13 protein-coding genes are annotated in these 14,275 nt (G+C 44.6%); 10 read left to right on the top strand and 3 right to left on the bottom strand.

The window, feature by feature from the left end; all coding sequences use genetic code 11:
• Positions 1-52 precede the first annotated feature (52 nt).
• Positions 53-2,668, bottom strand: coding sequence for an ABC transporter permease (locus ACFQ21_RS17330; RefSeq protein WP_377580543.1), 2,616 nt, complete (start codon positions 2,666-2,668; stop codon positions 53-55).
• Between the two features lies 1 nt (position 2,669).
• Positions 2,670-3,011, bottom strand: a complete 342-nt coding sequence (locus tag ACFQ21_RS17325; RefSeq protein WP_377580542.1) for a PadR family transcriptional regulator — start codon at positions 3,009-3,011, stop codon at positions 2,670-2,672.
• A gap of 378 nt (positions 3,012-3,389) precedes the next feature.
• On the opposite strand from ACFQ21_RS17325, the gene ACFQ21_RS17320 reads away from it, so the two are divergent.
• The 5 genes from ACFQ21_RS17320 (at position 3,390) to ACFQ21_RS17300 (ending at position 9,276) form a co-directional block, all read left to right on the top strand.
• Positions 3,390-5,297, top strand: a complete 1,908-nt coding sequence (locus ACFQ21_RS17320) for an ATP-binding protein (protein WP_377580541.1) — start codon at positions 3,390-3,392, stop codon at positions 5,295-5,297.
• Entirely contained in the window at positions 5,294-5,710 is a 417-nt protein-coding gene (locus tag ACFQ21_RS17315) for a response regulator (RefSeq protein WP_377580540.1), read from the top strand. Before ACFQ21_RS17320 ends, ACFQ21_RS17315 begins: the two co-directional genes overlap by 4 nt.
• Positions 5,711-6,041: 331 nt before the next feature.
• The gene (gene ppsA / locus ACFQ21_RS17310) at positions 6,042-8,453 is read left to right on the top strand and encodes a phosphoenolpyruvate synthase (RefSeq protein ID WP_377580539.1); all 2,412 of its coding nucleotides are present in this window, start codon (positions 6,042-6,044) and stop codon (positions 8,451-8,453) included.
• Between the two features lie 209 nt (positions 8,454-8,662).
• Complete coding sequence (locus tag ACFQ21_RS17305; RefSeq protein WP_377580538.1) at positions 8,663-9,136, top strand: DUF302 domain-containing protein; 474 nt, start codon at positions 8,663-8,665, stop codon at positions 9,134-9,136.
• A 17-nt stretch (positions 9,137-9,153) separates the two neighbouring features.
• Entirely contained in the window at positions 9,154-9,276 is a 123-nt protein-coding gene (locus tag ACFQ21_RS17300) for a hypothetical protein (RefSeq protein ID WP_377580537.1), read from the top strand.
• 73 nt (positions 9,277-9,349) lie between these two features.
• On the opposite strand, the gene ACFQ21_RS17295 is transcribed toward ACFQ21_RS17300, so the two are convergent.
• Positions 9,350-9,604, bottom strand: coding sequence for a YtxH domain-containing protein (locus tag ACFQ21_RS17295; RefSeq protein WP_377580536.1), 255 nt, complete (start codon positions 9,602-9,604; stop codon positions 9,350-9,352).
• Positions 9,605-10,055: 451 nt separating this feature from the next.
• Between ACFQ21_RS17295 and ACFQ21_RS17290 the strand changes: the two genes are divergently transcribed.
• From ACFQ21_RS17290 to ACFQ21_RS17270, 5 genes are all read left to right on the top strand, one after another.
• Complete coding sequence (locus ACFQ21_RS17290) at positions 10,056-10,532, top strand: hypothetical protein (protein WP_377580535.1); 477 nt, start codon at positions 10,056-10,058, stop codon at positions 10,530-10,532.
• Positions 10,532-12,235 carry an alpha-amylase family glycosyl hydrolase gene (locus ACFQ21_RS17285; protein WP_377580534.1) on the top strand — a complete coding sequence of 568 codons (1,704 nt, stop codon included), beginning with the start codon at positions 10,532-10,534 and terminating at the stop codon, positions 12,233-12,235. Before ACFQ21_RS17290 ends, ACFQ21_RS17285 begins: the two co-directional genes overlap by 1 nt.
• A 212-nt stretch (positions 12,236-12,447) precedes the next feature.
• Complete coding sequence (locus ACFQ21_RS17280) at positions 12,448-13,122, top strand: BON domain-containing protein (protein ID WP_377580533.1); 675 nt, start codon at positions 12,448-12,450, stop codon at positions 13,120-13,122.
• 135 nt (positions 13,123-13,257) lie between these two features.
• A complete protein-coding gene (locus ACFQ21_RS17275; RefSeq protein ID WP_377580532.1) occupies positions 13,258-13,755 on the top strand; it encodes a DUF892 family protein in 498 nt (165 codons plus the stop codon).
• A 58-nt stretch (positions 13,756-13,813) separates the two neighbouring features.
• Positions 13,814-14,257 carry a DUF2267 domain-containing protein gene (locus ACFQ21_RS17270; protein WP_377580531.1) on the top strand — a complete coding sequence of 148 codons (444 nt, stop codon included), beginning with the start codon at positions 13,814-13,816 and terminating at the stop codon, positions 14,255-14,257.
• Positions 14,258-14,275: the final 18 nt, after the last annotated feature.

The raw sequence follows: 14,275 nt of genomic DNA, 5'->3' as shown, positions 1-14,275 counted from the left end.
AAGAAAATCGTTTAGCTTTCCATCGTGCTACAAGCGGTAGCAATTTGTCCCATTACTCTGTTCGTAAACTTTTCACGGGATTCGTTTTGGCTGCCTGTACAGTATGCCAGCTTACAGTGACCAGCGTAATAAGAAGTATAGTTAAAGCGGCAAACACGGGTATAAACCACGATACGTTGGTGTGGTAGGTATATCGCGTTACCCACTGCGAGGCCAGCCAATACGCAACCGGCATAGCAATGCAACACGCTACAACTACAAGCACTACAAAATCAGTCGACACCATTCTCCACACCTGGAATACCGTAGCGCCATGTACCTTGCGAATGCCAATCTCCTTGGTACGTTGCTCGGCTATAAAGGATGATAGTCCAAATATACCCAGGCAGCTTATAAAGATTGCAAGCGAAGTAAATATACCGGCCAGCTTACCCATGCGTTCTTCATTGCCGAACTTCTGCGCGTAGGCTTCATCAACAAACCGGAATGTAAAAGGTTTCTCAGGGTTATACTTTTTATATACCCGCTCGATAGCACCGAGTGCTTGCTGGGCGGGCTGATCCGGACTAATACGGAACAATGCAAAGCCACCAGCATTTGGATCTATAAAATAAAATGTAGGCTTAACCGGTTCAAACGGAGAGTTGGACACTATATCTTTTATTACGCCTACAATTTTAATGGGCTGGTCATACCAATACACAACCTCTCCTACCGGTGTGGTAAATCCCATATAGTTTGCAGCAGTCTCATTGACAATAAACGCATTGGAGTCGCTGAGTATATCGCGGTTAAAGTCACGGCCTTGCGCAATTTCCCATCCAATCGTTTTACCATAATTAGCCGACACACCTACGTTGGAGAAATCTACCGAGAGGTCCGGATCTTTACCATCCCATTTAATGGCGCTGGTGGACGACCATGATTCCGTTGTTGGCGAACCAGCTTCCGCTACATCTACAATAAAACGCGCCTGCTGCAACTCATTTCGTACGGCATCAATGTGTTTATGAAGTTCACTTGAATTCGTCTGTACTGCTACCAGTCCATCAGTCTCATACCCGATCGGTCTGTTCTTGGCATGCTGTATTTGCCGAAACACAACAGCTGTACCAATGATCATGGTTACCGACACCGTAAACTGCACCACCACCATTACCTTTCGCGACCACGATGATCCTTTGGACGCACGGAAGCCCCCCTTCAATGCGTGACGCGCTGTAATCGATGAAAGATATAGCGCAGGATAACTGCCGGCCAATAAACCAATAACCACGCACAGGCCGATGGCGTATAGCCATAACGTTATGTCGCTCCACGGCAGCGCAGCTTGCTTTCCAGCCACCAGGTTAAAAGCTGGCAAACTAAGTTGCACCAGCAACAGCGCCAGTGTAAACGACAACAGTACGGTTACCAGCGATTCACTAAAAAACTGCTGGATCAACTGACTGCGATAAGAACCGATCGCTTTACGAATGCCTACTTCTTTTGCACGCTTCTCGGAACGTGCCGTGCTCAGGTTCATAAAGTTCATGCACGCCATCAACACAACAAACACACCGATAATCGCAAAGAGCCACACATAGGTAATCAGTCCGCCAACCTGAAACCCGTCTTTAAAGCGAGAGTATAGATGCCACCGGCTCATCGGGTGTATAAAGAGTGCTGGCTTCTTTTTGGCAAGCTCTGTACTCAGGTTTTTAAGTTTGGCGTCTTTAATCATAAGAGAGACCGCATCAAAGCTTCGATTCGCGGCCAACCCAACGTACAGGCTAAACGCATTGGGTCGCCACGGGTCGTGCATATTTTTTATCCATCCCGATTCATTATAAAGCAATTGCCACGGTGCTATAAAATGAACATTATTAAATTCAGATTGCTCAGGTATATCTTTATAAACACCCGCCACATGTACTGTCATGGTGGTGTTAATGGTTATGATCTTTCCAATGGGGTCACCATCCGCAAAGTATGTTCTGGCAAGTGACTGCGAGATGAGAACAGAAGATGCATCTTGCAGTGCATCGTGGCCCCCCTGTACCATGGGCAATGTAAACAACGCGCCAAAGTCCGGTTCAGCAAATATACCCGATTGCGACAGGTGCTTATCTTCATAGGTAACAACGGCATTCTCTGCATCCGTTGCAAGTACTACATGCGTAAAGTTATCACCATACTTCTTTCGTAACTCGTCAGCCAATGGCCACGGCACCGACCACCAGGTGTCCACGTGTCCATTGTTAGTAACGTTTTGTAATACACGTCCTATGCTGCTATAGTTATCGAAGTGCTTTTCATAGGAGAGTTCATCTTTGATCCACAGACCTATAATAATAGCAACGGTCATACCTACGGAAAGACCTGCAATGTTGATAGCCGCATGAAGCTTGTTCTTCTTCATGGCACGCAATGAAGTGGTGAAGTAATTTTTATACATAGCGCGGTATAGTTGGGGTTGTCGCGAGCGTTTACGTATAGCGAAGGGTCGTATATAGAACAACACCTGGTACCAATAATCTGTTTGAGCACGCAGGCGCGATGTGTTTTCCCTGAGCGTATAAAACCGTTCTTCCAGATCACCGCCTACATCTTCCGCGAGGTCATCGCGCAGAAAGCGATGCAGTAACCATGTCGCCAGCCGGGGTGGTATATCAGGTTGTCTCCTCACCTTAGAAGCTGAAGTTAAGTTTACCGGCCAGCAATGGATATTGTTTCCAGAGCGACATCTTGAAATCCATCGCATCTTTCAACACGCGCTTACCCAGCGCGGTAATGGTAAATATGCGTTTGCGTTTACCCCCGCGTATAGCAGTCGCTTCACCCAGTGCCGATTTTACAAAACCTTTTTGTTCCAATCGGTCAAGCGTTGAATGCACCGCGCCAATTGACACCTCGCGTCCGGTCTGGCGTTTAAACTCTTCCGTTATCTTCAGCGCATACGCCTCGTCATCGAGTATACCGGCTATCAGCAGGATTACTTCTTCAAAATCACCCAGTCGTGTTTCGATCATTTACTACTAAATTGTAGAATAAATATACAACTCTCGTCATATTATCTACAATTTAGTAGTAAATATTTTTTCATAAATGATGTTTACCCACGGAATGAAAAAAGTTTGTGACCTGTTGGTAAAGTATATCTCCAGCCTAAATTATGGGCTTTAATTACGGGATTTCACGGATTGTTTTTGCTCATTATTTTAACTACCTTGTTTACTAACATTTAGTTATCCTGCTTGCCTTTTATGTGCGTTGCATCGCATGATGTGTGCGTGCATTATTTACGAATCGCTTCGGGCTTTGGCGGAAAGAGTATTTATTTAACTACCGAATGAGGATTCGACATGCCACTACGTAACTTCAGGAAACCCGTCTTTATAGGGCTAGGCATGTTTCTGGTCTTAACCGTCCTGACACAACTACTGGTATACTTCTGGTATCAATCAGCGCGGTATACTGAGATACAGCGATTGTCCAATCAGGCCAACGCCAAGAAAGAACGTGTCCACATTACATTAACAAACAGTCTTTCATGCACACGCACGCTGGCATTCGTTGTAGAAGAGCATGGCATTCCGCAGGATTTCAATCGCATCGCTGAAAAACTGCTGCGGGCAAATCCGCTGGTTGATGCCATCGAATTGCTAGAGGGTGGTGTTATTACCCATGTATACCCTGTTAACGGAAACGAAGCAGCCATTGGCTATAATATACTGAGTGATACCGTTCGCCATCGCGGTGCAGTGATTGCCATGCAACGAAAAGATTTCTTTTTCGCAGGTCCCGTTAAACTCAAGCAAGGTGGCATAGCCGTGATCGGCCGGCAACCGATTTTTATCAACGGAAAATTCTGGGGCTTTGCTGCCGTACTTATTAAACTGTCAAGCTTCATGAAAGCTACCGCTATAGATGCTGACAGCAACCGCGATTTCAGTTATCAACTGTCCAGGGTCCGTACCAACGGGCAGGAAGAATTTTTCTTACCCGCAGCAGCTATACCCACCGAAGGCGACTTTGTAACCATTGAAGTGCCCAACACTGAGTGGAAACTATATGTTACCTCGCGGAATCAAACTGAAATATACCATCATGCCATTGTACTATCGGCATTGGGATTTTTATTCTCATCCATAGTTGGCATATTCTCATGGTACACGGCTTCTCAACCGGAAAAACTAGAACAATTGGTAGAACGCAGAACGTGTCAGCTCACCATGGAGAAAGAACTTTCTGATTCTATAATAAACAGTCTCCCGGGCATCATCTATATATATGACCAGAACCGAAAATTCTTTCGATGGAACCGGAATTTCGAAAGTGTATCCGGATATACTTCTGATGAAGTCAGAAATATGCATCCGCTTGATTTCTTTGAAGGTGAAGACAAGGAGCTGCTTCGTAAAAAAATCGAAACGGTGTTTGACAAAGGACAAGCTGATGTTGAAGCATACTTCTATACACGTACTAAAGAAAAAATCATTTACTACTTCAATGGCAACGTAGCGCATTTTGATGGTAACACGTACCTCATCGGTATGGGCATTGATATCAGCAAACGCGCTGCAGCCGAAAAAGATATACAGGACCTGAACACCCGGCTGCAGGCAACCATCGAGCGGCTGCAGGCGCGAAACAACGACCTCCAGCAATTCTCGTATGTAGTATCGCATAATCTGCGCAACCCGATAGCCCGTATATTAGGACTGGCCAGTATATTTGGTGATGATACAAATGAAAATAGGGTAATCGTAGACAAAATTACCGAAGCCACAACGCAATTAGATGATACGGTTAAAGACATCAGCACCATTGTATCAGCGCGTAACATCACCGAAAAATATGAGTATGTCTCCTTCAACGATGCCTGGGAAAACGTTCGTCATGAATTAAAGAATGAGATTGATCAAAGCCACGTTGCCATATCCGTTGATTTCAACAAGGCACCTGGACTAATCTCGGTTAAAAGCTATATTCACAACATGCTGTATAACCTGGTATCCAACGCCCTCAAGTTCAGAAATCAAAATATACCGGCTACAATTTCAATCAAGACAAACCTGTATAAGCAAGGTATATGCCTCGAAGTTCAGGACAATGGTATCGGTATAGACCTGGTTAAGAACGGAGCAAAACTCTTTGGACTTTACAAGCGTTTCGGTCCTGAATCAATACCCGGCAAAGGAATTGGACTTTGCCTGACCAAGAACCAGGTGGAATCCCTCCACGGCAAAATAGAAGTCGCCAGCAAGCTTCAGGAAGGAAGCACATTTACTATATATTTACCGACATTGATATGAAAGAGTCATCGCTGCCTGACCATATTATATTGATTGATGATGACGCTGTAACCAACATGGTAAACAAGAAGATCATCTACCTCTCGTTCCCTTCTATTCGTGTAACAGCCTATACCGATGCAGCAGTCGCGCTTGATCAGCTCCGGCAAATGATCGCAAAAGATGTAACACAACTACCCGACCTCATCTTCCTTGATATCAACATGCCACACATGGATGGATGGGAATTCCTGAATGAATTCATCAAACTTTCCGAATCAGCGCTGCAGAAAACAAAAATTGTTATGCTCACCTCCTCGGTAGACATCAACGATATCGAGAAATCAAAAACCTATAAACCGGTAACGGATTTTCTTTCCAAACCGCTCAATAAAGACAATCTCCGGAATTTGCTGCAATACCAGTCGGTGTAGATAATCTATTTTATTACAGATGGGTATATATTAAAAGTAAAAGCCGGCAACACCCCGTCTGACTGTTACCGGCTTTAAGTTGATACCTTACCTCGTTAGTATGCAAGGCAGGAAGACAAATGTAGGCTCGGTATTCGGCTGAGGGAAATGTGTTGTCTTTGAATATGCGGGAATGGTCTATGGAGTTGGGGAGTAAGAAGTAAGAAAGGCCGTTGTAACGACCTCCCTTTTTCTGATGCATCTGTGACTATAATCAGTAATACTGATGATAACGCTCATCGTTTGTCACGGTGGTGAAAGATAAGTTTACATACACCTAACATCTGTCACCATGCAGCAATATATATTTCCATTCAATACGCTCTCTGCAAAAGACACCGCTAAAGTCGGAGGCAAGAACGCATCGCTGGGAGAAATGATACAGAACCTCTCCGGCCTCGGCATCCAGGTGCCTGACGGATTCGCAGTGAGTGTTGATGCGTATTATCACTTTCTGGAGTATAATAATCTGACCCAGCGCATCCAGGACATACTGAATTCACTTGACCGGCAGTCGTTATCAAACCTGGCCAGTGTGGGAGCACGTTGCCGCGAACTTGTTCTCTCCGGCAATTTACCGGAAGCAGTAGCCAAAGCGGTTAAAGAAAATTATAGTCAATTGATGGAAAAGGGATTGAGTCACTCGGTGGCCGTACGCAGCAGTGCTACGGTTGAAGACTCTCCCACGGCAAGCTTCGCAGGACAACATGAGTCGTACTTAAACGTAACGGGTTCCGAATCTGTACTCAAAGCGATCAGGCAGTGCTATGCATCTTTGTTTAACGATCGGGCAATCAAGTACCGCATGGATAATAATTTTACCGACATGCAAGTGGGGCTCTCTGTAGCGGTTCAACGCATGGTACGATCCGACATCGGCAGTGCCGGTGTAATATTTACCATCGAACCGGAAAATGGAAACAAGAACATTATATATATAACCGGAGCCTGGGGGTTAGGCGAAAGTGTTGTGCAAGGCGCGGTAAACACCGATGAATATTACCTGTTTAAAAACGGCATCGAATACAACCGCGAATGTATAGTATATAGAAGCCTGGGCAGTAAAGAACAAATGCTGGTATATGGAGAAGGTGAAAACAATACGATGTGGCGCACAACAACACCTTCGCTTCGCGACCAGTTCATTCTCTCCGATGAAGAAGTACATCTTTTAGGGAAGTGGTCGCTTCAAATCGAAAAACATTATCGTATGCCGATGGACATAGAGTGGGCCAAAGATGGTGCTACGAATAAACTATATATCGTGCAGGCCCGCCCCGAAACTGTACATACAAATAGAAAGTCCATCGCGATTACAGAATACAAAATGATTTCAGAGCAGCCTCCTATACTGGTAGGGAAAGCCGTAGGACGTTCCATCGTCACCGGCAATGTCGCTATTGTCAAGTCGCTCGCGGATAGCGCCAACGTTAAACAGGGCGATATCATTGTAGCGGATATTACGAACCCCGACTGGAATGCCTTGCTGAAAAAAGCTGTTTGTATAGTTACCAATAAAGGAGGGCGAACAAGCCACGCATCCATAGTAGCACGCGAGCTCGGTATTCCTGCTGTAGTCGGCACGATGAACGCAACTGAAAAGCTGACGGACGGACAACGGATCACTGTATCCTGTGCAGGTGGCGATGAAGGCTGTGTTTACAATGGGCATATACCATGGCATGAAAAAACAATTGAACTGCAATCAATACCGAAAATACGAACAGGTGCCATGTTCATTCTGGCTGATCCGCTAAAAGCATTGCATTATGCCACATATCCCAATACCGGTGTAGGTCTGCTCCGAATGGAATTCATGATCAGCAATACTATACAGGTGCATCCCATGGCATTGGTAAAATATAGTGACCTTCCCGGTGATACAGAAAAAAAACAGATCGATGCGCTAACAAGACGCTATGCTGATAAGAAGCAATTCTTTATTGACAAGCTCGCAGAATCCATAGGCCTGGTGGCGGCAGCATTTTATCCAAAGGATGTTATTGTACGAATGAGCGACTTCAAGACAAACGAATATATGAAGCTTCTTGGAGGAAAGTACTTCGAGCCTGAAGAAGAAAATCCTATGCTTGGATTTCGCGGTGCATCGCGATATTACCACGAGCGATACCGCGAGGGATTTGGTCTCGAATGTGCCGCGGTAAAAAAAGTGCGTGAAGAAATGTTACTGACCAACGTAAAAGTTATGATACCGTTCTGTCGCACCGTAGCAGAAGCACAGCAGGTTTTGCAAACTATGGAAAACTTCGGATTAAAAAGAAAACAGAACAACCTTGATGTGTATGTAATGGCAGAGGTGCCCAGTAATATTTTACTGGCAAGCGAGTTCGCGCAACTCTTTGACGGATTCTCGATCGGCTCCAACGACCTCACACAGCTAACACTTGGTATCGACCGAGACTCTGCAATAGTCAGCGGCCTTTTTGATGAAAGCAATGCTGCCGTTAAAATGCTTATACAAAATCTTATCGATGTTGCGCATCAAAAAGGAGTAAAAGTAGGGCTATGCGGACAAGCCCCCAGCGACTATCCTGACTTTGCGCGGTTTCTGGTGTCATGTGGAATCGATTCTGTTTCATTCAACCCGGATGCTATCGTTCGTGGCATTCAAAATATCAGCGAAGCTGAAGTAAAAATAAAGCCGCTTCTGGAAGTAGCCAGCGATACACAAAACAGGTATTGATACTATAAAGTATAGCCTGCATTTTTCTATACGAGGGTATAATCTACACTATCCGGTATAACGGCAGGCACAAATTATTGCCTGACCAACACTCCCACGAGTTAACATCCCTGTGGACACACCGTGACAAAAGTCTGAAGTATGCAAGACCAGCATCACAGCAATCAGCTATAGATATAGCTAATATGCATGCATAAAGCCCTATGCATATGAGCTACTACTATTCCCGTATAGTAACGATACCTTTTGAAGAAGTAATTCAAAAGCTTACCCAGAATCTCCAGCAGCAAGGTTTTGGCATAATTACCACCATCGACCTGAAAGATACGTTCAGGCAAAAGCTTGCTGTAGATTTCAGAAAGTACAAAATTCTGGGTGCCTGCAATCCGCAATTTGCCTACCAAGCAGTGACCATCGACTCACACATGGGCCTTATGCTTCCCTGCAATATTGTTATCCAGGAGCATGAGAACAACACGGTTGAAGTTTCAGCCGTTAACCCGCAGCAAATGATCAGACAGATAACTACATCCGATCATCTGTGGGAATTTGCAAATGAGGTGAATAACCGTCTCCGCACAGCCGTTGATAATTTACATTATGATCATCCATCCCAACAACATAAAGAGGCTCTGCCAACAGATAACATATCGCAGGACAACATTATACCGATGCCGGAGTAAATATAAAAGAGGAAAGAATGAAAACAACTGAAATTGATGTTCCCATACAGAATATACAGAGACGAGTAGCTCGCGCAAAAAACGGTCAGGTAGTATTCACGGATAATAATCAGTTGAAAGAATTCGATCACCTGACGTAGCTGTTACGCTATGAAAGAATACGCTATATAATACACTATAGCGTATTCTTGGAACCAGAAAAATGTAAACTGTTCAGTCCACCATTTCCTTTCGGTTAACAGTTGCTTCGCCGGGCAATACGTGCCTCTTTACCTTTCCGGAAACAACTGCCAATAGTTCGTCAAACCTGTCATCAATTTTATCACTGAGAGCATTGGCAAGGTCCTCTCCTTTCCGTGATATTTTTTTACGCGTATCAGAACCTTTGTCAGGTGCAAACAGAACACCCAATGCAGCACCTGCCGCTACACCGGCAAGCACCGCTAATATTGCTTTTCCATTATTCATAATGTTGATTATTATATCCTTTGAATCAAATTTATAGTACCGTTTGTCGTCACCTGATGAGCGTTGTCATCCATAGGCAAGAGTTTTATCCGTTTATTTATACCGCTATAGCTGCGGGCAGGCTATCGCGTTCCTCCCTTTTCATTTTTTTAAAGTTCCTTCTACTTCGCTATCTCCGGTTCATTGATACGAACATAGTCCTGAACGGTTTTTTACCTCGGGCTTCCTGGATAGAAGGGCTGTGCTCTGCCAGTAGTTTCTTACATTGTCCCATTCGGCATACATCTTTGCCTTGGTATGCATCAAAGGATATAGTCTCGTAGTTTGTCCGGTACAATAGGAGCATTGTTGGTCGGTCTCATTTGAACATAACGCCAATTCGTGACTAATATCAACGGGTTTGATGACCCCGGTTACCACATGTTAGAGAAGTGTGCTGCAAATTGACTTCATGATAACCACAACCGAAAAAAAAGGCTTACGCAAAAAACTGCTCCATGCGTGTATAGCCAAGCAACAATTCCTGTTGCACGATTTTACACGAAGAATCAGGGAGCTAACCTCCCGTGACGCACTGCATAACAATGAATCATACGACCAGAAAGACATTGCCGCGTATACCGCACAAACAAACGAGATCAACACGCTTCATGCGCAGCTGGAATTTGCAAAGGCAGAGTTAGATATACTTGAAAAGCTTTACCCTACGTGCGATAGTAGCCGCAACCAGGCAACGCTTGGGGCCGTTGTGGTAACCAATCACTACACGTTCTTTGTCTCGGCAAGTCTCGAAAAAATTACGGTCGAAGACCATCCATATATAGGTATATCAACGCTTAGCCCGATATACAAGGCGATGGAAGGAAAAACCAAAGGCGATACCTTTTCTTATAACAATGTTCGCTATAAAATAAAAGACATCTTCTGATGAGCAGACGATCGGTTAATGACTTGGATCTGGCACCCAAACCCGGGAAACAATATTGGCTAAACGGAGGCAGAGAGTGGCGCGAAGAGGTTATATACTTTGTTATGGTAGACCGCTTCCACGACAATCATCAACGCGCTCCCAGCACAAACAACGGAAAGACAAAAGGATTCGGCACGCGCGGACAGTTGGAAAAAACATGTGGCGGAACACTGCTGGGTATCCGAGACAACCTTGACTATATAGAAGACCTGGGCTGTACAGCAATATGGTTAAGTCCTGTTTTCGAGAATAACGAAGAATCTTACCACGGCTATGCTATACAAGACTATACACAAATAGACAAGCGCTTCGGAACGGCAGAAGACCTGGCGGGCCTGGTAGATGCTGCACATAACAGGAACATGCGTGTGTTCCTGGACATTGTTTTGCATCACTCCGGGAACAACTGGAGTTATCCGGGCGATGTAGACTATTACTATTACAATGGTATGGTTTTTCCATTCGGCAAATGGAGATTTGACAATAAACCAGGTCCTGTTGAACTACGCAATCCCGATCTCTATTCACGAAAAGGACAGATCAGAAATTTCGACAGTTATCCTGAAACACGTGACGGAGATTTTATGAACCTGAAAGCTTTTCGCAATGATGATTCGCCGGAAGCTCTATATGTACAGGAAATTCTTACGAAGATACATTGCTACTGGATTCGCGAAACAGATGTTGACGGATTCCGGCTCGATGCGGTCAAGCACATGGGAGAAAAATCGATCAGTCAGTTCTGTTCGCACATTCGCGAATATGCTTACAAGCTCGGCAAACGTAACTTCTTTCTCTTTGGCGAACTGCTCGGACCGGAAGAAATGTATAACCGGTATATAGGTCCTAAAACATCTATTGAAGTCGAAGACACCGCTATATATTACGGTCTTAACTCTGTACTTGACTTTCCGCTATACCATGTCCTGTCCAGTGTAATACTTGGAAAAGCAACCCCCGAAAAGCTCATTGCACGGTACGAGTCGTTGAGAAGAAATGCGATGTCGCGAGGTGAGTTCGGTGAATTTCTCGTTACATTCATAGACAATCACGACCAGGTCGGTCAAATAATCAAAAGCAGGTTTGGACACCATGCTACCGACCAGCAAATTATAGCCGGCATAGGTTTTCTGTTATGCGCCTTGGGAACACCGTGTATATATTACGGAACCGAGCAAGGCTTTCAGGGATCAGGCGAAGGAGACTGGGCTGTACGTGAAACGATGTTTAATCCTGATGATGACAAAACCAATGCTCTAAACCGAAACAACCCTATATTTCGCGAGATATCGAAGCTCGCTTCCCTTCGAAAGCATAGTCCTATATTGAAGTTCGGAAGAATGTATATGCGCGAGGCTTCACAGGATGGAAAAGTATTCCGGTTACCGTTAACACCCGATTGCATGCTGGCATTTTCACGCATCCTGTACGATGAAGAAATGATGATCGTATATAACAGTTCGTTACAACACGATGATGAGGAATATATAGAAGTCGATAGTCGGCTCAATCCGGAAGGAAGCGTATTCCGGTACAGCTATGGCGGCCAGGGAAAAATACATGTTCTTAAAAACGAAGACGGAAGCCGGCACTTTATAAAGCTAAAACTGGGACCAACGCAATTTGTAATACTCACCAACCAGAATATCAAAAACCAATAATCAAAACACCTCAGATACGAAGACAACACTAATTTCTCAGCGCTGGCATGTATACTATATATACCGGTGCATCCTGCCAACAAACAGCACGACTAAAATCTTGATCACAGACGATCACGATCATATCACATCACCTCATCATACACTAGTTTTATGCCATCGCACACAAATGTCGTGCATATCATTTTGTTCAACCAAAAACAGGAAAGTCTATGAAAACAAATGAAGAACTGCGCAAGGACGTAATGGAAGAGATCAAATGGGATCCTGAGCTGAAAAATATAGCCACCGAAATTGGTGTTGCTTCAAAAGATGGTGTGATAACACTTACCGGAACAGTAGATACATACTGGAAAAAAATTGCTGCTGAAAAGGCAGCGCAGCGTGTATTCGGTGTGAAGGTGGTGGCCAGTGATATGGAAGTGAAAGTAGGCGGTATTGGCAAGCGAACGGATACAGAGATTGCTGAAGCTGTACGAAATGCTCTTCGCTGGAACAGTGCCGTAAGCGAGGATCATATTGAAGTGAAAGTAGATGATGGCTGGGTATACCTGGACGGTTCCGTGGACTTTGAATTTGAAAAGCGATACGCCAGCGATTGTGTTGAGGATCTATTGGCTGTACGTGGCGTGACCAACAGAATCTCCGTAAAAGTAAACCCTATCGATACAAAAGACATGCAGCGTAAGATCAGTGCCGCCTATCATCGAAGTGCCACGGTCGATTCATCTTCAATACGGATAGAAACATCGGGCAGCAGGGTAACACTACGGGGCAAAGTAAGGTCATTGGCAGAAAAGAAAGAGGCTGAAAATATAGCTTGGGCTGCTCCGGGGGTAATGTCTGTCGATAACAAAATCGAGATTGATGTTGAGGTGTATGCCTAGATAGCAACGCACTGAAGACACCAACTGAAAAGCGAAAGTATATCTTTCGCTTTTCATAACGATGTTGCTGGCATTTGCTTTGACACCGTGGCACCCGGAAAAATTCCGACTATATCAAAAAAGATCTCATCCACTATGAAAAAATCAATCAGCACGTTACAAGAAGCACTGCTATATCTGCTTCAGGGTTTGTGGTATACAGAAACAACACTTATACAGGAATTTAAAGAGTACAGCAATCACCTGTCATCACCACAAGTAAAATCGGCTGTTCTTCAATATATAGATAATGCCGACACAAACCTGCTGCGATTGGAGCGTGTCTTCAATCACCTGACGACAGAACCGGTACCGCGAAAAAACGAAGTGATTGTCGCAATGATGCGGGAAACTCGTGACTTGCTGACCGCTACAACAGACGAACATCTCAGGGATATACTCATGATCGGGTGCGTGCAATATATCAACGCGTATAAAGAAGCAAGCTATAAAGCAGCCTGTTTATTTATAGTTGAAATGGAACTTGACGGTGCCTCCGATATTATTCAACACATCTGGCAAAGCGAACACCAAACATGCCAGGCATTCGCGTCACTTTCTATCCATGAATTTAATAAAGCAAATGGTTCATAATAAATTCAAACAATTCTGAATGTCATAGCTATTAGCAACCTATAAACACTTTTATTTTATGATACTAGACTTCAACAAGTACGTAGCCAAGGGCAACGAATTTCTCCACCTCCTGGAAGACAATCTCGGCAGCAGCGATCGTGCGCATGCAGCACGCATTTTACGGAGCACATTCCGTGTATTACGGAATCATCTTTCCTTTGAAGAATCACTCCAGCTACTCGCGCAGCTACCGATGGCGATCAAAGCCATCTATGTAGATGGTTGGACAAAAGCTGCTCACAAAAGAATTCATACAGTAGACGACTTTCTCATTGAGATGATCCAGGAAGAGGGCAACACTGCGTGGCGCGATTTCACCGACAAGAGCGAAGTTATAGATTGTGTACGAGCTGTGATAGAAACCATGCGGCTATATGTGAGCGCAGAAGAAATGGATCAGGCACTCGGCACGCTGCCTGCCAGACTTCGGCAGCTGTTCGAGGCATCAGAACTTTTGTAATACAATGCAGCGCACCGA

Source organism: Ohtaekwangia kribbensis, assembly GCF_042676245.1.
Lineage (GTDB): Bacteria > Bacteroidota > Bacteroidia > Cytophagales > Cyclobacteriaceae > Ohtaekwangia > Ohtaekwangia kribbensis.
This window is presented reverse-complemented; position numbering and strand designations above follow the sequence as displayed.

Excerpts from the sequence above, each read along its gene's own strand:
- ACFQ21_RS17275 (WP_377580532.1), top strand. The coding sequence starts at position 13,258 with ATGAAAAAATCAATCAGCACGTTACAAGAAGCACTGCTATATCTGCTT.
- ACFQ21_RS17320 (WP_377580541.1), top strand. The coding sequence starts at position 3,390 with ATGTTTCTGGTCTTAACCGTCCTGACACAACTACTGGTATACTTCTGG.
- ACFQ21_RS17325 (WP_377580542.1), bottom strand. The coding sequence starts at position 3,011 with ATGATCGAAACACGACTGGGTGATTTTGAAGAAGTAATCCTGCTGATA.
- ACFQ21_RS17295 (WP_377580536.1), bottom strand. The coding sequence starts at position 9,604 with ATGAATAATGGAAAAGCAATATTAGCGGTGCTTGCCGGTGTAGCGGCA.
- ACFQ21_RS17290 (WP_377580535.1), top strand. The coding sequence starts at position 10,056 with ATGATAACCACAACCGAAAAAAAAGGCTTACGCAAAAAACTGCTCCAT.
- ppsA (WP_377580539.1), top strand. The coding sequence starts at position 6,042 with ATGCAGCAATATATATTTCCATTCAATACGCTCTCTGCAAAAGACACC.
- ACFQ21_RS17305 (WP_377580538.1), top strand. The coding sequence starts at position 8,663 with ATGAGCTACTACTATTCCCGTATAGTAACGATACCTTTTGAAGAAGTA.
- ACFQ21_RS17300 (WP_377580537.1), top strand. The coding sequence starts at position 9,154 with ATGAAAACAACTGAAATTGATGTTCCCATACAGAATATACAGAGACGA.
- ACFQ21_RS17280 (WP_377580533.1), top strand. The coding sequence starts at position 12,448 with ATGAAAACAAATGAAGAACTGCGCAAGGACGTAATGGAAGAGATCAAA.
- ACFQ21_RS17315 (WP_377580540.1), top strand. The coding sequence starts at position 5,294 with ATGAAAGAGTCATCGCTGCCTGACCATATTATATTGATTGATGATGAC.
- ACFQ21_RS17285 (WP_377580534.1), top strand. The coding sequence starts at position 10,532 with ATGAGCAGACGATCGGTTAATGACTTGGATCTGGCACCCAAACCCGGG.
- ACFQ21_RS17270 (WP_377580531.1), top strand. The coding sequence starts at position 13,814 with ATGATACTAGACTTCAACAAGTACGTAGCCAAGGGCAACGAATTTCTC.